Source organism: Parasphingorhabdus sp., assembly GCF_049667325.1.
In the GTDB taxonomy this organism is placed as follows: domain Bacteria; phylum Pseudomonadota; class Alphaproteobacteria; order Sphingomonadales; family Sphingomonadaceae; genus Parasphingorhabdus.
Genome location: NZ_JBATHY010000049.1, coordinates 1 through 17,428, shown reverse-complemented (window position 1 = coordinate 17,428; position 17,428 = coordinate 1). Strand labels below are relative to the sequence as shown.

Genomic DNA, 17,428 nt, shown 5'->3' with positions numbered 1-17,428 from the left:
CGTGACCCCAAATTCTTTCAATCGGGAGAGATGATGCAGGATCGCCGATGCCGGGGTGATCGGATATCCACCGAAAAACATCGGTAGACCCGCCAGTCGAGCTCCTGCGACCAGTCCCAGAGACAGGGATTCCGCGCCGGTCACAGTCCGATATGTTCCGGGTTCCGCGGGAGCAGCGGCAACCTTGTGCGGTGTGAAATGTCCTCCGCCAAGTCCATCGCCCGAAATCTCGGCAGTTTCACCATAAGCATGGCCGGCGTTCAGCGCCGCGATGTTCGCCTCCGCGATTTCCGGCATCTTGGCAAATTTGCTTTTCAGCCACTGCACAATCGGTTCCCGGTCGCGTTCAAACATCCACAAGGCGAGACCAAGCGTCCACATATTCTTGCAGCGCAGCGCTTCCTTGTTACCAAGTCCGAAAGGTTTCACCGCATCGAGAGTCAGTTGCGAGATATCGAGCTTGAGCAATTGCCATTTGGCGAGCGAGCCGTCTTCCAGCGGATTGCTGTCATAATGGGCCTTGTCGAGATTGCGCTTCCCGAATTCGCCTTCATCCGCGATCACCAGGCCGCCCGGACGGACCGCCTGGACATTGGTTTTCAGCGCGGCTGGGTTCATCGCGATCAGCACATCCGGTTCGTCGCCAGCGGTTTCAATCGCGCGAGAGCCAAAGTTGATCTGGAACGCGGAAACACCGAACAGCGTCCCTTGGGGTGCGCGAATTTCTGCCGGAAAATCGGGAAATGTTGCCAGATCATTGCCTGCCAGGGCGGTCGAAAGGGTGAACTGCCCTCCGGTCAGCTGCATTCCATCGCCGCTATCTCCGGCGAACCGGACAACGACGTTTTCGGCGCCGTCGGGCTGGGGATCATTGGGTCGTTCTGGCGTTATTGCGGTGGCCATGATGGGTTTTCCGTGCCTTTACTTATTAAGTCGCAACGCCCCTTAGAGCAGCAATGCAACGAGCTTCAAACCACAAAATCTAATAGGGATAAAGCATTTGTTTGGGCGCCGCGCCCTGAATAACGCTTGCCTAGTGAACATAGCCTGATCTAATCGATCGGTTAAATGGTTGGAGATGAGAGATGACTGACGCCTATGTGCGCCCCGATGTGCAAATGATTTTGACGATGCTGGCGCAATCAGACCAGCCGCTAATGTCGGAGGTGGAACCCGCAGCGGCGCGCGAAATGTATAATGTGATGGCGACAATGCTGGAAGCAGACGCGGTTGATCTGGCGCGGATAGAGGACCTGTCTTGCCCCGGTCCGGCGGGCGACATTGCGCTCCGTCTTTACGATAGCCAAGCCGAACGGAGCGCGGAAACACCCGTCATCATCTTTTATCATGGCGGCGGCTTTGTTATCGGTGATCTCGAATCGCATCATAGTTTCTGCACCTATATCTCGCGCCAAATGGATATTCCGGTAATCGCTGTCGATTATCGCTTGGCCCCTGAAGCGCCTTTCCCCGCTGCTCCGCATGACAGTCTGGCCGCGACACGATGGGTTGCGGACAACCAGGAGCAACTCAAACTCAAGATCAGCGGCATGATTCCCTGCGGCGACAGCGCAGGCGGAAATCTTGCCTTGGTGGTCGGCCAAGTGTTGGCTGCCGAGCCCGCTTCTGTTCCCGTCGTCGCGCAATTTCCCATTTACCCTGCTACCCGCATGGATGCAGAAGGCGGATCGATGGATGAATTTGCCGAAGGCTTTCTGCTCACAAAAGAGAGCATGGAATATTTCGACCGCCAATACGCGCCAAAGGACGATGACATTCACGTATCGCCTTATCTAGGCGATCTGACCAAATCGCCGCCAACGGTGCTGGTTACCGCTGGCCTCGATCCTTTGCGCGACCAGGGCCGCGATTATGCCGCAGATTTGATCCGGCACGGCATCAACACCAATTTTATAGAAATGCCCGGCAACGTCCATGGCTTCATCAATATCCGCAAGGCCGTGCCGTCAGCAGCGCAGGATGTGGACAGGATGATTGCCGCGTGGAAAACACTGCTCGCCAGCCTGTGAACGATTTCAGCAAACTTCCGTATCGCCCCTGCGCTGGCATCATGCTGGCAAACCGGGAGGGGCAGGTGTTCGTGGGCCAGAGACTGGACGCTGCAGCCAGCCAATATCCGGACGCCTGGCAGATGCCGCAAGGCGGAATCGACAAAGGCGAGAAAGCCGAAGCGGCGGCTTTGCGCGAGCTTCGGGAGGAAACCGGTGTCGTTGAAGACCATGTGCAGATCATTGGCCGGAGCACCGAAGAGCATCTCTACGATCTTCCCGACGAGCTGCTCGGCAAGATCTGGAAAGGCAAATATCGCGGCCAGCGGCAAAGCTGGTTCCTGATGCGCTTCACGGGCCAAGACGACCATATCGACATCCAGACCGACCATCCGGAATTTTTAAACTGGAAATGGACTGATCCCGAGGGCTTGCCAGATATCATCGTTCCCTTCAAAAGGGACCTGTATCGCGCGGTATTAAAAGAGTTTCTACCGCTGATTTAATCACCAGTATTTGGATTTTTTCTATGTCGAGATTAGCGTTAACGACCGTGATTTGTTTTGCGGCGAGCATTTCCACGCCGGCTGCGGCCACGCTCCCCGCTCCCGTCAAAGCCATGATCGACGCCGCCATTGCTTCCGGAAACGAACAGGACGTTCTCGCGATTGTCAAAATTGCCAAAGCGACAAACCCGGACGATCTCGCCGAGATTGATACTCTCATGGCTGATTATAATGTCAAACAGGCAAAAAAGGCCGAAGCCGCTATACTGAAGAAGCAAGAGGCAGGACTATTTGAAAACTGGGAGGGGCAAGGCGAACTGGGCGGCTTTCGTTCTACCGGAAACACAAACAACATGGGGATCACTGGTAGCGTCAAGCTGGTCAAGGATGCCGTCAAGTGGCGGATGAACTTCAAGGCACGCGCCGACTATGAACGCAATAAAGGCATAACGACCCGCGATCAGCTGAACGCCACCATCGAGCCGAATTACAAGTTCGACAAAAGGCTTTACGCTTATGGACTTGCCCAGTTCGAACGGGATCGTCTCCAGGGCTTTTCGGCCCGATACACATTATCGGGGGGTCTCGGTTACGAGCTCGTCAAAACCGGGGACATCCGGCTTGCCATCAAAGCCGGACCCGCAATTCGGATCACCGATTTTGCTGAAGGCGATACCAAAAGCAGCCTTGCCGCTTTGGTCGGGGTAGACTTTGACTGGAAGATTTCCGACCACCTCAAATTTTCACAAGATGCCGGTGGCACTTACGCTAGCGATGCCCAGGGATTCACTTCAGCTGTTGCCGTCTTTGATAGCGACAACACCACTTTTACAGCCACGTCAGCGCTTGATGCAAAACTTATTGGGAGTTTATCAACCCGCCTTTCCTACACGATCGAACATGAAACCAATCCCAAGGTCGGTCGCGCAAAAACGGACACTCTCAGCCGTGCATCTCTGGTCTATGATTTCTGAAAATTAGGAAAACGGCGTGTCAGGGTGTTTCCGAAACCGGTTTTTCATCACCGATTTTGGGTTTTAGCGTAACCGCTTCTGCTGACAGCACCGGCTTTTTTTCCGCCAGATCAATCGCCGATGCCAATTGGTCGGTCTGCGCACAGCGCGACCGGCACAAGGTTTCAATCCGCGACAGGTTCACACGCGCTTTTTCCGTTGCACCGCGCTGGATGAGGGCTTCACCCTGCCCCGCAAGCGCATCGAGATTATTCGGATCTAATATCAGCGCTTCGCGATAGAGGCGTATCGCCTTGCCGGGCAGCTTTTGCGCCCGGGCAATTTGCGCCAGGGCGATGAAAGCCGAACCGTTGCGCGGGTCCACGACCAGCGACGTTTCATAGAGATCCGCAGCAAGATCAAGTTCGCCGCGTTTTTGCGCTGCTTCGCCCAATTGCATATATTCAACCGAGCGTTGTTTGATGTCTACATCGGCGGACTGGCCAAAACTGGCACTGGAAACAGTAGCGAACACAAGCGACAAGGCGATAACAGCCGGTGAAAAACGCATAATCAGCTCCAATAAACTCTCGCGACCATAGCCAGGATTATCTGCATGCTGGCTTAACATGTTTTGCTATCACAATTTTTCGAGGCAAGTAAAATAAAAGCCATCCGTTCCGTCATGATACGGTGAAAGAAGAGTACCTTTACGATATGGGCGGCCGATCGGCAAATCAATCGATATTTCCTGCCATTGTGGATGGCTATCGAGAAACCGGTCGGTCTGGTCGCCGCCTTCTGCATCAAGAAGCGAACAAACGGCATATACGAGTCGCCCGCCGGGTCTGACCATTTCACTGCCAAGCTCGATCAGTCTTTGCTGCAATTCCGTCGTGTAATCGAGTCGTTTTGGCGACATCCGCCAGCGCAATTCCGGGTTGCGGCGCCAGGTTCCCGTCCCGCTGCACGGGGCATCGATCAACACCAGATCGCAACTGGCCTTCAGATGTTGCAACGCGTCGATTTCCTTGCCAGGCGCGAGCAGAATTGTTTCGATATTCCGCGCACTGGCTCGGCGTTTACGCGGCTCGATCCGGCTTAACCGTCCGCGATCAGTATCCGCCGCAATTATTTTGCTCTCAAACGGAAGCATCGCTGCCAGAGCGAGGGTTTTACCGCCAGCTCCCGCACATAGATCAAGAACCAGATTCGGTTTGGCAGCCGCGCCCGCCATTGCGATCGCCTGACTGCCGAGATCCTGGATTTCGATTGCGCCTTCGCGAAACAGCGTCTTGTCTTCCAGCTGGGTTCCCGTCGGAAGCTCATAGCCATGCGGAAGGGCTAGCGCGACGGCTTCCGGCCATGCTGATTTTACTTCCAGATCCGTAGAACGCTGACCGTTGACCCGGACATGCAGCGGTGCGCGATCAAACAGCGCCTTGCGTTCGGATTCGTCGATCAGGCTGGCGAACCGGTCCGCCAACCATTCCGGTATTTGTGCGCCGCTTGCGACCGCTTCATCTGCTCCAATCGCTGCGGGACCATATGCAGTACCGGTAAAATGCTCCTGCAACTCAGGTTGTTCGACGACCAGACCCAGCATGGCCTCGCGGCCGTTTTTCGGCCGTTCCCCCCAACGCCTGATCGCGGTATAGACCAGCTCGCGAATGGCGCGGCGATCACCCGATCCGGCATAGCGCCGTTCTTTGAAAAACTTCTTCGCGATATTATCCGCAGAGGCCCCGTTGTCCCGCGCAGCAGCAATGATCCAGTCCAGCAGCTCTATCGCCGCTTGCAGCCTTGCCGGGGGGGTCACTTGTCCATGCGATCGTCGGCGTCGAAACAATAATGTTCCACACGGGCGCCAGCCCCGTATTCGGCGGCTATCGCCGCCCTGCGCTGCACGGCATATTCTTCACAGCTTTCAACCGTCAAATAGGCACCATTGGTCCAAAGCGGTTTATCCTCCATCTGACCCGTCGGCCAGATGAACATCAGCAAAAATATCTTGGCTTCAATCACAAGATGCCTCCAAAGGCTCTATCGTGTCGGATAATTGGGAGCTTCTCTGGTGATCGCAACATCATGGACATGGCTTTCCTGCAGTCCGGCATTGGTGATCCGGACGAATTCCGCCCGTTCCCGCAAATCTTCCAGCGTCGCGGAACCGGTGTAGCCCATGGCCGCTTTTACCCCGCCAACCAGCTGATGGATGACGTCACGTGCTGGCCCCTTGAAAGGCACCTGGCCTTCTATTCCTTCCGGCACCAGTTTCATCTGATCGGTAATATCCTGCTGGAAATAGCGATCCGCCGATCCGCGCGCCATGGCACCGACCGAACCCATGCCGCGATAGCTTTTATAGGCACGGCCCTGATAGAGAAAGGTTTCTCCCGGCGCTTCCTCGGTTCCGGCAAGCAGCGATCCGATCATCACAGCAGAGGCACCGGCGGCCAGAGCTTTTGCGACATCGCCCGAAGTTCGCAATCCGCCATCGGCGATGATCGGAATGCCCGATTTTTCTGCCTCTTCTGCACATTCCATGATTGCAGTTAGCTGCGGGACACCGACACCGGCCACGACCCGGGTGGTACAAATCGAGCCCGGACCGATGCCAACCTTGATACCGTCTGCACCTGCATCGATCAAAGCGCGCGTCGCGGCCGCGGTCGCTACGTTACCGGCTATGATCTGGGTGCTGTTCGAGCGTTTTTTGATATCTTCCACGGCCCGCGCCACCATCGCGCTGTGACCATGGGCGGTGTCGACAACGATCAAATCGCATTCCGCCTCGATCAGCGCCTCGGTACGCTCCAGTCCGCTTTCTCCGACGGTTGAGGCCGCAGCGACACGCAAGCGTCCGGATGCGTCCTTGGTTGCATTGGGATAAGTGACGGCCTTTTCAATATCCTTGACCGTGATCAGGCCTACGCAGTGATAATCGTCGTCCACCACAAGCAATTTCTCAATCCGTCGCTGATGCAAGGTCCGCCGTGCATCTTCCTGACTGACGCCCGCCGGAACCGTGGCCAGATTTTCCTTGGTCATCAGTTCCGAGATCATTTGCTTGGGGTTTTCCGCAAAACGCACATCGCGGTTGGTCAAGATGCCAACCAGCTTGCCCGATTTTTCGACCACGGGGATGCCCGAAATCCGGTTCTGCTCCATGATCGCTTGCGCTTCTGCAAGCGTTGCGTTCGGTGCGATGGTGATCGGATTGACGACCATGCCGGATTCAAATCTTTTCACCTGCCGCACGGCTGCGGTCTGCTGAGCCACAGTGAGATTACGGTGCAGCACACCGATTCCGCCCATTTGCGCCATGACTATCGCCATATCCGACTCAGTCACCGTATCCATTGCGGAGGAAATGACCGGGATATTGAGCCCGATCAATTTGGTCAGACGGGTTTTCGTATTGGCCTGGCTCGGCACGATCTCGGACGCAGCGGGGCGCAGCAGGACATCATCAAAAGTCAGCCCCAATTGAATTTCTTTATGCTTGCCTGGCCTGCTCATGATTGCCACTTTCCGATATGCTGAATGTGATTCTGTGGCGGCCCATGTAATCAGTTATCGGCGGAACCGCTAGTGGCTATTCCGGGATAAGTTGCGGTCGAAGAAAAATAACGGCCCAGCGCGACATGGAAATCGGCGTCGGCAGCTGCTCCGGCAAGTAACAAGGAGTCATTCACTTCATCGCTAACATCATGATAAGGTCCGTCGATATAGGCCTTCACCCGTTCCTCGTCGGCAAACGCGCTGGTTATCATATAGGCAGGGATATCGCGCTCCAGAAAAACATAGCCGTCCTGACGCGCTAGATAAGCATCCGCCTTGCCACTGCGGTCAATCTCGCGACCCTCTTTGGCGGCGACAATCCCGATGTCGCCATCAAGCGCGGACTGTCCCAGTCCTATGACCGCGATGTTCTTGCGGTCATCCGAAAGTGCGATGGTGTCGGCATTGAAAACCGCAACGAAATTGGCGAGTGCGATCGGAGGATACCGAACAAACGCCCGCGCCCCCAGCAAACCCTTTTCTTCGGCGGTGGTAGCCAGAAAATAGATATCCCGGTCATGACCATCGCGGGAAAGGCGTTTCGCGGTTTCGATCAGCAGCGATATGCCGCTGGCGTTGTCGATCGCGCCGTTGCAAATGCGGTCCTTGCCGGGTTCCAGCGGGTCTTCGACACGACATTCACCAAAATGATCCCAATGTCCCATGAACAGCACGGCTCCGCTATCCGGATCGGTACCGGCAATTTTTCCGATCACATTATGGGAAGTGTAGGGATGAACCTGGGTCTCGGCCGTTGCGTCCGCGCTCAGACCGAGATCAACAACAGAGATAGCGGCTCGGTCAGCGAGCAGGGATTCGGCGTCCAGGCCGGATTGCTTCGCCATTTTCCTGAACTGATCCAGACTGATCAATCCTTCGACAGCTGCATGATTTTCCGGTTCGATCATGGCGGTTGACCCCCGGAGGTAAACGCGTCGGAATCTTGGCCAGCGATCTTGATCGTCGGTAACGGAAATCACCCCAATCGCTCCATCCCGGATCAACTGGAGTTTGCGATTGTGAAAATTTGACCCCGGGTCGCTATCTTCGGGCGGCCTGTTGGGCAAAAGAACAAGTTTTCCGACTACCGATGTCCCGTCCTGCCCGGGATCGGCATAGCCCGCGAACACGACGGGTATATTGGATTGCCGGAAGGATGGATCACGGCTCCGCAAGATAATCTCATCCTGTCGCAACCGCACTGCCTTGCCGCGAAACCCGTCCGAAATATATAGCCGGGAGGTCCCCGGGATACGCTCTCGCAACGGCACAGGCGCGTACCAGGAGCCATTTTCGCCTGCCGGCTCCAGTCCTGCTGCCGACCATTGCGTGGCGATATAATTGACGGTCTTGTTCTCGCCGACCGTACCGGGCTTTCGCCCTTCATATGCATCGCTCGCCAATATCTCGATATGTCTGAGCAAATCCGCCTCGCTTATCGCCTCGGCACGGGCGCCGACGGTGAAAAACAAGCTCGACAAAATCAAAACGGCAATGAAACGCATCGCGACTACAACCCTTCTGCTAACGCAAATAATTCGCTTTTCCCTTGGCATTATCCCGCAAATAATCAATGATAATGAGACGGTTCGCGAAGGAGAATGGAAATGGGCGTTTCACTGTTACTGCTGGTGCTGTTGGTCACCATCATCTATCTTTTTGCGAGTATCAAGATAGTCCGGCAAGGCTATCACTACACGATCGAATATTTCGGCCGCTTCACAACCACCGCGCAACCCGGATTCAATTTCTATCCCGCATTTCTATACCGCGTTGGCCGCAAGGTTAACATGATGGAACAGGTGCTTGATATTCCGGGTCAGGAAATCATCACCAAGGACAATGCGATGATCTCCACCGATGGCGTGGTGTTCTTCCAGGTGCTCGATGCTGCCAAGGCGGCCTATGAGGTCAATGATCTGTACAATGCGATCCTCAATCTCGTCACCACCAACCTGCGCACCGTCATGGGCTCGATGGACCTTGATGAAACCTTGTCCAAGCGCGACGAAATCAATGGACGGCTTCTGGTCGTCATCGATGACGCAACAACCCCTTGGGGAATCAAGATCACCCGCGTCGAAATCAAGGACATCCGCCCGCCGCAGGACATCATCAACGCGATGGCGCGGCAGATGAAGGCCGAACGCGAAAAACGCGCCAATATCCTCGATGCAGAAGGCGCACGCGCCTCGGAAATCCTGCGCTCAGAAGGTGAAAAACAGGGTCAGATTTTACAGGCCGAGGGCCGCAAGGAAGCGGCCTTTCTCGACGCCGAAGCCCGGGAGCGCGAAGCCCAGGCCGAAGCCAAAGCGACCCAGATGGTGTCCGAGGCCATTGCCGGCGGCAATGCCCAGGCGATCAACTATTTTGTCGCGCAAGACTATGTGAAGGCAGTCGAAAAATTCGCCACTTCGCCAAATGCCAAAACCATATTATTCCCGATCGAGGCCACCCAGCTGATCGGAACTTTGGGCGGAATTGGCGCTCTGGCCAAAGAAGCGCTTGGTGAAAACACGCAGATGTTCTCGCCACCCGCGCGCAAGGGCCCGTTCGACAACAAGGAATAATGAGCCGGTGAGGAAGCAGAGCGTAAGCCATGGATGATTTCTCGATAAACAACCCGGAATATGTCTGGTTAAGTCTTGCTGCGCTGCTCGCGCTGGCCGAGCTGTTCGTCCCCGGCGTCTTCCTGATCTGGGTAGCCGCAGCCGCGGCGGTGACCGGTATCCTTTCGCTGTTCATCGATCTGACCGTCGCTGGTCAGCTCACTTTATTCGGCCTGTCGACGATTTTGGCGGTTCTGGGCGGCCGGCGCTGGTATCTGACCCACGTTGTCGAAAGCGAAAATCCGCTGCTCAACAACCGCGCGGCACAGCTGGTCGGGAAAACCGTCACCATTGTGGAGGCAATTTCGTCCACTAGCGGACGGGTAAAAGTCGCCGATGGCGAATGGCCGGCAAAAGGTCCGGATATGAAAAAGGGCGGAATCGCGAAAGTTGCCGCGGTAGAAAACGGTGTCCTCCGGCTGGAAGCACTAGAGGACACCGGAATGTTGGAAACAAAGCCTATTTCTTGAAGAATCCCTTGGCCATATTGGTGAGGTCGTTGATAGGATTGCCGTCACCATCGCGGTCGAGAAAACTGGTCGCCTTGCCAAGCAAGCCATCTTTGCCGGTCAGCTTGTCCATCAGACTGCCTTCACCATCAAGACCTGCTTTTTCCGCCAATGCTGGCAACAGCCCTTTCAGTTTTTCGGCATCAACACCAGCTTCGGCAGCGGCTTCCTTGATCGCGGTTACCTTGTCCATACTGCCATCACGCAACTTTGCGAACAGCGCTTCACCGCCCTTTTTCGCTTCTTCTGCCGTCATACCGGCTTTTTCAGCAATGTCGTCAATGCTGAAATTTTCAGGCAGCATATCCATGATTTTTTCAAGCATGCTCATAGTCTTTATCCTTCATTAGGGGTTAGTTTAACGTACCAGTCTTCCGGCCATACCGATGATATCATCCAGCGGATTGCCATCACCGTCCAGATCAAGCATCGACGCGATACCGCCCAGACCACCCGACGACGTCTTGTTGCCTCCGCCCAGCAATCCACTGATGAGACCGCCAAGTCCGCCACCATCACCAGCGCTGTCCGGGCCTTGCTTGGCCATAGAACCCGCCACCATCATGGCTACGACCGGCAGCATTTTCTTTAGCAAATCGCTGCTGATCCCGGTCTGCTGTTCTGCACCGGCCGCGACAGTCCGGCTGACTTCCTTGGAACCGAATATCTGACCGAGCACCTCGTTGCCCTTTTCGACCGGAGTCGGTTTCGAACCCAGCACGCTATCGAGCAACCCGCCGCCGCCAAGCTGGCCAAGCAATCCGCCCAGCCCATCGAGGCCACTCGGTTGCGCTTGCGTGGTTTTCTTGAAACCGCCCAATATGGCTGGCAGCAACGCCGCAGCACCAGCTTGCGCAACGGATTCGTTGACCCCCAATTCTTTGGCCATCGTTCCGATGCCGCCCGACTGCTGCAACATATCCATGATATTCATCGTCGTTCTCCCTCAATGCCGTGACGGCCCGTTTTGATTCCTTGCTTGCCAGAAGCCTAGCATATTTTCGGGATGGAAACCCAAAAATCAGCGGGTTTACCAGTATTTACACGGCGTTAAACGCTGAAAGCCGTGAATCAGGAGGAACCCCAATTGACTTCACAAGTTGTAACTCCGAGACATTTTTGGAAGGGTGGCTGCAGGCGAAGCCGGATGGAATGGCACCCAAGTTTAAAAAGGAGCAAGACATGAGTATTTTCGGAAAAATCAAGAACGCAATTTTTGGCGGAGAAGCCAAGGCCGCAGAGCCCAAAGCCGCAGCACCCGTTGCAACCGCACCAACCGAACGCGCGGCGATCGGCGAAGTAGACGTCGTTGCCCGGCTGGACAACATCCCGGGTTCGGACAAACTCAACTGGCGCACCTCGATCGTCGATCTGATGAAACTGGTCCAGATCGATGCCAGCTATGGCAATCGCAAGGAACTGGCGCAGGAACTGGGCAATAGCGATTATAGCGGTTCTGCCGAAGACAATATCCTGCTCCACAAGCAGGTGATGAACAAGATCGCCGCAGCCGGCGGCATTGTTCCGGCTGAACTGAAGGACTAATCATCTGGACCACAGGTCGGTTTGAATTTAGGCGGGGGCTGTGAGCGATCATAGCCCCCTTCTTTTTGCCGAGGCCCCGAAAGGATGTCGGCGCTGCCCGAGACTGGTTGGCCTGCGAAAATCCCTGCGCAAGGACCATCCCGACTGGTGGAACGCGCCGGTCCCGGCCTTTGGTGATCCCGAGGCCTGGCTGGCCGTCGTAGGGCTCGCTCCCGGCACGGAAGGTGCCAACCGGACCGGCAGGCCGTTTACCGGCGATGCCTCGGGCGAGATGTTGTTCGCCACTTTGACAAAATTCGGTTTTGTCGAGGGCGTGTTCACCAATGACCCTGCAGACGGTATCAAACTGAACGACGCGATTATCCTCAACGCCGTCAAATGCCTGCCGCCGGAAAATAAACCAACCGCAGGAGAGATCAACAATTGCAGGCCCTATCTCGCTAAAGCGCTGGATGGCCTGCCCGCATTGAGAATCACTTTGGCACTCGGCAAGGTCGCCCATGACAGCATCATCCGCCTGTCGGGCGCTAGGCTGACAGATCATATATTTGCCCATGGCGCGCAACATGATCTACCCGATGGCCGCACCCTGATCGACAGCTATCATTGCAGCCGGTATAATGTGAATACGAGGCGATTGACGGTCGAGATGTTCGAGGACGTGTTCGAACGGGCGGTTCAAATATCCTCAGCCAGCCGCCCGTAAAGTTCCGGCCGGCGATCCCGGAAAAATCCCATGCCGGCCCGGTGCTTGCGCGCCTGTTCGAGATCAAATGAAGCAACCAGCGCGCCGGTTTCCTGCGAGCCATATTCCGCTACCAGATCACCCCATTCATTGGCGATAAAGCTGTGTCCGTAAAAGGCCTGCCCCTCCTCGATGCCGATGCGGTTGCTCGCGACCACCGGCATGCAGTTGCTCACCGCATGGCCCTTCATCGCCCGTCGCCACATGCGGCTGGTGTCGAGATCGGCGTCATAAGGTTCAGAGCCGATGGCGGTGGGATAGAACAATATCTCCGCCCCCATTAGCGCCATCGCGCGCGCGCTCTCCGGATACCATTGGTCCCAGCAAATGCCGACGCCAATTCTGGTGCCGCAGACATCCCAGACCCTGAAGCCCGAATTTCCGGGACGGAAATAGAATTTTTCCTCATAGCCGGGACCATCGGGAATATGGCTTTTACGATAGACACCCAAGATCTCGCCATCCGGATCGATCATCGCGATGCTGTTATAATGATGCGGTCCGTCGCGTTCAAAAAAGCTCGCCGGAATCGCAACGCCATATTGTCTGGCGAGCTTTTGCATTGCGAGCACCGGAGCGCTCTCGCTTACCGGCTGGGCCAGCGCAAAAAGCGCCTCATCCTCGGTCTTGCAAAAATAGGGGCCGGCAAAAAGCTCGGGCGGCAGAATGATCCGGGCACCCTGCTCTGCCGCTTCGGCAATCAGGCCGCTCACGGCAAAGATATTCGCCTGTTCATCACCGCCCAGAGGCAGCTGGAGGGCCGCTACACATATGTTGGTCATAGCGGCCCCATTAGCGGCTTAAGGACGCTTCTTAAACAATAATGTCATGCGGTCGGATTCACCGATCGCTTCATATTTGGCTTTGTCATCATCGCCCAACGCCAGAACCGGCGGTAGTGTCCAGACTCCGCGGTCATAGTCGGACTTGTCCTTGGGATTGGCGTTGACTTCGGATTGGCTGACCAGCGAAAAGCCGTTCAGCTCGAACAAGGCGATAACCGTTGCCTGTTTCAGATAGCCTTTGGTGCCGTTGGACATTGCATAGGATGCGTCTTTCTTGGCCCGGTGCTGGACGATCCCGACCATTCCGTCATCGGCCAGCATCTCGCGCAAGGCGCGCAGTTCCGAGTCAGCCCGGTTGCCGTTCAGCATTCCATGCAAGGATCTGAATATCAAGATCCTGTCCACCGTGCCCTTCATTTCATCGGGCATCTCGTCGCTTTCGAATGCCAATATTTTTTTGGCATCGACGCCGGTCCACTTCGCCGCCGCTTCGGGGAAGCTTTCGGGCCAACCCTTGGTCCGCGCCTCGCGGGCCCGGTCCGGGAAACTGGTGTCCGAACTGTCAGCATTGATCGCAATATATTGCCCGCTGCCGGCGAGATAAGGTGCCAATATGCGCGTGTACCAGCCACCGCCAGGTCCGTATTCCACAACTTTATGCTGCGGTTTGACGCCAAAGAAGTTCAACGTCTCTGCAGGATGGCGATAAATGTCGCGATCGCTGTCGCCGGCGCGGCGCTTGTCCGAAAGCACCGCCTGCATAGCGGCATCGGTCATCGCGGTGCCGCCATTTTTATGGTGATCCGCAGCTGCGGGGACAGCCATTCCTAACCAGGCCAGTGCAGCGCTGGCTATCAGCAATTTCTTCATAATTTTTTCCTCTCGAATAGTCTGACTTGTTTTTTTCCTGTCGAAAACCGTAGCCGGTCCTCACCGAGAAACAATACGTAATATCGGACTATGTTATCTGCGGAATCTGTTGCGAGATGCAGTGGAAACTGCCGCCGCCGCGCAACAATGACCGGCTGGAAAGCCCGACCACCTTTCGGTCGGGGAACAGCGTGCCGATTTGATCGACCGCCTTGGCATCGTTCGCAATATCATATTGCGGAACCGCCACGACTGTATTGCCGATATAAAAATTCATATAGCTCGCCGGGGCAATGTCGCCGCCCACCATATATCGTCCGGCCGATGGCAAGCGGACGACTTGCAAGCCCGATGATGCGGCTCGCTGTGCGGCATCGTCAAAAATCTGCGCATTGGGATCGTCCGCGGAGTCCGATTGTGGAATTGCAACTGTACCGGGCGCTATAAAACGGGCCAGATTATCGACATGGCCGTCCGTATGATCGGCAATCAACCCATCCCCCAGCCAGCATATATCCTGCGTCGCCAGGGCCTCGCGCAACCGTTCTGCAACCTGCTCTTTACTGAGCCCGTCATTGCGGTTGGAATTGAGAACGCATTGCGTGGTGGTAACCAGCCTACCCGCGCCATCCCCGTCAATCGCACCGCCCTCCAAAATCCAACTTTGGTCGCTGACCGAGAGGCCAAAACGGGTTGCCAACCGCTGACCGATATCCTGATCACCGGCCATCTCATATTTGCCGCCCCAGCCATTGAAGCCGAAATTCTGGCCCGTAAGCCCGTTCGATCCGACAATGAAGACCGGCGCGCTATCGCGCAGCCAGATATCACCGAACGGTTCGACAACAAGGTTCACACAGGACCTAACCAGAGAACGCGCGATGTCCCTATCTGCGATATTGCGGCACACCAGAACGACCGTCTCACCGGAACCTTCGTCCGCAACGGCACTCGCAAAGGCAGCGACTTCCCGCTGCGCTTCTTCGCGCCCGACCGGCCATTCCGCCGGATCGCCGGGAAAGCCGATCCACACCGCCTGATGCGGCTCCCACTCTGCTGGCCATCTCGTCATGCGGTCTGGGCTGGGGGATCAGTCGCCAGCGCGGCTTTTATCCCGCGTTGCGCGGAATTCGTCGCCATCGGTCCAGTTCGGCCAGTCTTCGGTCATCGCAAGCATCCGCGCTACCGTGTAATAGACTTTCAGATCGCCCATCACGCCGTCCCAGTTCCAGTTCGGATCATATTCATCCTTGGGACCGTGGTACCGGTTCTCGGTATAGTCTTTGGAGATCGCTTCGCCAGCTTCGCGCCCGCCTTCAACCAGATCTTCTCCGCCTTCGAAATAGATCATCGGGACGCCCTGCTTGGCAAAGCTGAAATGGTCCGACCGGTAGTAATATCCTTTTTCCGGTGTTGGTTCGGCCTCTGCAACCCGTCCGTCGCCGGTCAGAGCGGCGTCCAGATAACGATCCAGGCCCGATTTCCCCTTGCCGACAACGATCACGTTTTTGGCAGGCCCGGCCATGCCGAAAGCATCCATATTCACGCCGCCAACGGTCTGGCTCAGCGGATAGATCGGATTCTGCGCATAATATTTCGAACCCAGCAGTCCGGATTCCTCAGCGGTCACCGCCAGAAAGATAATGCTCCGATCTGGTGCACCGGCTTTGACATGCGCTTCCGCCAGAGCGACCAGAGCAGCTGTTCCGGTAGCATTGTCGACCGCCCCGTTGCAGATGTCATCGCCGTCCGGCGCCGGTTTGCAGCGACCGAGATGGTCCCAGTGGGCGGTATAGATCACATATTCGTCCGGACGGGTCTTACCCTTCAAAATGCCGACGACATTCTTGCTGTCCATCTTGCTGATCGTGTTCTCAAAGGAGGAGGACGCTTTCAATCCGAGATCGACTGCCTTGAAGCCCTTTTTCTTGGCTGCTTTCATTTGCGCATCGAGATCCTTGCCGGCGGCAGCGAATATTTTCGCGGCCGTGTCTTTCTGGATCCAGCCGTTGATCTTCGTCTGGTCCGCTCCACCATCGACAGACTGCGCATAAAATTGTGGCCCGCTCCAGCTCGATTCCACTACGTTCCAGCCATAGGCAGCAGGATCGGTGTCATGGATGATCAGAGCAGCGGCTGCGCCCTGCCGCGCCGCTTCTTCATATTTATATGTCCAGCGGCCATAATAGGTCATCGCCCGGCCACCGAATTCGCCGTCCAGACTTTCAGTACCGAAATCGGGGTCATTGACCAATATGACGACGGTCTTGCCTTTGACATCGACGCCGGCATAGTCGTTCCAGCCGCGCTCCGGCGCATTCACACCATAGCCGACAAACACCATATCGCTGGCCGCCACATCAATCTTGGGTTGCTCCTGATAGCTGGTAACCACCATTTCACTACCATAGGCAAAGCTGAGTTTTTCGGAACCGCCGGTAACAGTCAGCGGCGAGACATTTTTTGCCTCGATCGAAACAAGCGGAACATCCTGGAACCAGCTGTCGCCGTTGCCCGGTTTGAGCCCCGCTTCTGCAAATCTCTTGGTCAGCAACGCGAGCGTCTTTTCCTCGCCAGCGGTTCCCGGCGCGCGGCCTTCATAGGCGTCCGACGAAAGCTCTTCGGTAATCGACTTCATCGTCTCGACCGACAATTCCGGCGCCGCGATTTCGGGCAGCGCAACCGCCATATCACCTTCTTCAATCTTCGTGCAGCCAGCCAGTACCAGCGAGGGTGCAAGCAGCACCCAAAGCGACCGTTTCAACATATTGAGCTATCCTTCTGAAATTCACGGTTTCGAAAAACCTTATCTGCTCAATGGCAGACGATTTTCGGCAAGGCAAGCAGCGTCATGATTGAATTAGTGGCTTGCCAAACACCACCAAGTTCGCGATGATTTGTAACTGAATATTTCAATCGGGAGTTTTTGTGTTGCGCAATAGTTTAGTATTTGTCTCGCTCGCCGTTACAACGGCCCTTACGATCCCCACCGTTTCAGCCAATGAAAAAGCCAAAATTTTTGGCGCATTGCCGGCAGTGCGCGATATCAGCTTGTCACCAGATGGTAACAAGATCGCGTTTGTTTCTCCTGGCCCCGGAACGCAAACGGATCTCTATTCGATTGATCTGACGAAGGGCAACACTCCTGTCCGTGTCACCACCTCGTCCGGGGACCCCGAAAATCTCGCCTGGTGCGGCTGGGTTTAGAGCGTCCGTTTGGCTTGTACGGCTGGCGGGACGACCGAATATGCAGGTCAATTATATAGCTTCTCGAATGTTTTCGCGGTTAATATGGATGGTAGCAAGCCGCAGCTGCTGACCAAAAAACAGGGG

The 17,428-nt window shown here is 55.9% G+C and carries 20 protein-coding genes; 8 read left to right on the top strand and 12 right to left on the bottom strand.

What is annotated here, in order from left to right; all coding sequences use genetic code 11:
• A partial coding sequence (locus WBM93_RS02750) for a 2-oxoacid:acceptor oxidoreductase family protein (RefSeq protein ID WP_424427929.1) occupies positions 1-903 on the bottom strand: 903 nt, incomplete at its 3' end.
• A gap of 182 nt (positions 904-1,085) precedes the next feature.
• Between WBM93_RS02750 and WBM93_RS02745 the strand changes: the two genes are divergently transcribed.
• From WBM93_RS02745 to WBM93_RS02735, 3 genes are read left to right on the top strand one after another with little or no spacing between them, the layout of a single operon-like run.
• Positions 1,086-2,030 carry an alpha/beta hydrolase gene (locus tag WBM93_RS02745; RefSeq protein ID WP_424427927.1) on the top strand — a complete coding sequence of 315 codons (945 nt, stop codon included), beginning with the start codon at positions 1,086-1,088 and terminating at the stop codon, positions 2,028-2,030.
• On the top strand, positions 2,027-2,515 hold the full coding sequence (locus WBM93_RS02740; protein ID WP_424427931.1) for an RNA pyrophosphohydrolase: 489 nt from the start codon (positions 2,027-2,029) through the stop codon (positions 2,513-2,515). The genes WBM93_RS02745 and WBM93_RS02740 overlap by 4 nt, the downstream gene beginning before the upstream one ends.
• Before the next feature lie 23 nt (positions 2,516-2,538).
• Positions 2,539-3,489: a DUF481 domain-containing protein gene (locus WBM93_RS02735; protein ID WP_424427925.1), complete on the top strand. Its 951-nt coding sequence runs from the start codon at positions 2,539-2,541 to the stop codon at positions 3,487-3,489.
• Between the two features lie 19 nt (positions 3,490-3,508).
• On the opposite strand, the gene WBM93_RS02730 is transcribed toward WBM93_RS02735, so the two are convergent.
• The 5 genes from WBM93_RS02730 to WBM93_RS02710 form a co-directional block, all read right to left on the bottom strand.
• On the bottom strand, positions 3,509-4,039 hold the full coding sequence (locus tag WBM93_RS02730; protein WP_424427923.1) for a tetratricopeptide repeat protein: 531 nt from the start codon (positions 4,037-4,039) through the stop codon (positions 3,509-3,511).
• A gap of 69 nt (positions 4,040-4,108) precedes the next feature.
• Positions 4,109-5,287 (bottom strand): RsmB/NOP family class I SAM-dependent RNA methyltransferase, encoded by a 1,179-nt coding sequence (locus WBM93_RS02725; RefSeq protein WP_424427921.1) that lies wholly within the window; start codon positions 5,285-5,287, stop codon positions 4,109-4,111.
• On the bottom strand, positions 5,284-5,493 hold the full coding sequence (locus WBM93_RS02720; RefSeq protein ID WP_424427919.1) for a hypothetical protein: 210 nt from the start codon (positions 5,491-5,493) through the stop codon (positions 5,284-5,286). Before WBM93_RS02720 ends, WBM93_RS02725 begins: the two co-directional genes overlap by 4 nt.
• Positions 5,494-5,511: 18 nt before the next feature.
• On the bottom strand, positions 5,512-6,990 hold the full coding sequence (gene guaB, locus WBM93_RS02715) for an IMP dehydrogenase (RefSeq protein ID WP_424427918.1): 1,479 nt from the start codon (positions 6,988-6,990) through the stop codon (positions 5,512-5,514).
• Between the two features lie 50 nt (positions 6,991-7,040).
• A complete protein-coding gene (locus WBM93_RS02710; protein ID WP_424427916.1) occupies positions 7,041-8,537 on the bottom strand; it encodes a M28 family peptidase in 1,497 nt (498 codons plus the stop codon).
• 102 nt (positions 8,538-8,639) lie between these two features.
• Between WBM93_RS02710 and WBM93_RS02705 the strand changes: the two genes are divergently transcribed.
• Together WBM93_RS02705 and WBM93_RS02700 are read left to right on the top strand one after the other, a co-directional pair.
• Positions 8,640-9,602 carry an SPFH domain-containing protein gene (locus WBM93_RS02705; RefSeq protein ID WP_424427915.1) on the top strand — a complete coding sequence of 321 codons (963 nt, stop codon included), beginning with the start codon at positions 8,640-8,642 and terminating at the stop codon, positions 9,600-9,602.
• Between the two features lie 29 nt (positions 9,603-9,631).
• The gene (locus WBM93_RS02700) at positions 9,632-10,111 is read left to right on the top strand and encodes an NfeD family protein (RefSeq protein WP_424427913.1); all 480 of its coding nucleotides are present in this window, start codon (positions 9,632-9,634) and stop codon (positions 10,109-10,111) included.
• On the opposite strand, the gene WBM93_RS02695 is transcribed toward WBM93_RS02700, so the two are convergent.
• Together WBM93_RS02695 and WBM93_RS02690 are read right to left on the bottom strand one after the other, a co-directional pair.
• Positions 10,101-10,481 (bottom strand): hypothetical protein, encoded by a 381-nt coding sequence (locus tag WBM93_RS02695; RefSeq protein WP_424427911.1) that lies wholly within the window; start codon positions 10,479-10,481, stop codon positions 10,101-10,103. The two genes, WBM93_RS02700 and WBM93_RS02695, sit on opposite strands and share 11 nt — an antisense overlap.
• 27 nt (positions 10,482-10,508) lie before the next feature.
• Complete coding sequence (locus WBM93_RS02690; protein ID WP_424427909.1) at positions 10,509-11,084, bottom strand: DUF937 domain-containing protein; 576 nt, start codon at positions 11,082-11,084, stop codon at positions 10,509-10,511.
• 248 nt (positions 11,085-11,332) lie between these two features.
• Here WBM93_RS02690 and WBM93_RS02685 point away from each other — a divergent pair, with 248 nt between their 5' ends.
• Positions 11,333-11,695, top strand: coding sequence for a DUF3597 domain-containing protein (locus WBM93_RS02685; protein ID WP_424427907.1), 363 nt, complete (start codon positions 11,333-11,335; stop codon positions 11,693-11,695).
• Positions 11,696-11,735: 40 nt separating this feature from the next.
• Positions 11,736-12,401, top strand: coding sequence for a uracil-DNA glycosylase (locus WBM93_RS02680; protein ID WP_424427905.1), 666 nt, complete (start codon positions 11,736-11,738; stop codon positions 12,399-12,401).
• Here WBM93_RS02680 and aguB read toward each other — a convergent pair.
• The 4 genes from aguB to WBM93_RS02660 all read right to left on the bottom strand — a co-directional run bounded on the left by aguB (position 12,374) and on the right by WBM93_RS02660 (position 16,862).
• Positions 12,374-13,222 carry an N-carbamoylputrescine amidase gene (gene aguB, locus WBM93_RS02675; protein ID WP_424427903.1) on the bottom strand — a complete coding sequence of 283 codons (849 nt, stop codon included), beginning with the start codon at positions 13,220-13,222 and terminating at the stop codon, positions 12,374-12,376. The two genes, WBM93_RS02680 and aguB, sit on opposite strands and share 28 nt — an antisense overlap.
• Before the next feature lie 18 nt (positions 13,223-13,240).
• Entirely contained in the window at positions 13,241-14,095 is an 855-nt protein-coding gene (locus WBM93_RS02670) for a class I SAM-dependent methyltransferase (RefSeq protein WP_424427901.1), read from the bottom strand.
• 88 nt (positions 14,096-14,183) lie between these two features.
• On the bottom strand, positions 14,184-15,167 hold the full coding sequence (locus WBM93_RS02665) for an agmatine deiminase family protein (RefSeq protein ID WP_424427899.1): 984 nt from the start codon (positions 15,165-15,167) through the stop codon (positions 14,184-14,186).
• A gap of 18 nt (positions 15,168-15,185) precedes the next feature.
• Positions 15,186-16,862, bottom strand: a complete 1,677-nt coding sequence (locus WBM93_RS02660; protein WP_424427897.1) for a M28 family metallopeptidase — start codon at positions 16,860-16,862, stop codon at positions 15,186-15,188.
• A gap of 164 nt (positions 16,863-17,026) precedes the next feature.
• On the opposite strand from WBM93_RS02660, the gene WBM93_RS02655 reads away from it, so the two are divergent.
• A complete protein-coding gene (locus WBM93_RS02655) occupies positions 17,027-17,302 on the top strand; it encodes a hypothetical protein (RefSeq protein WP_424427896.1) in 276 nt (91 codons plus the stop codon).
• Positions 17,303-17,428: the final 126 nt, after the last annotated feature.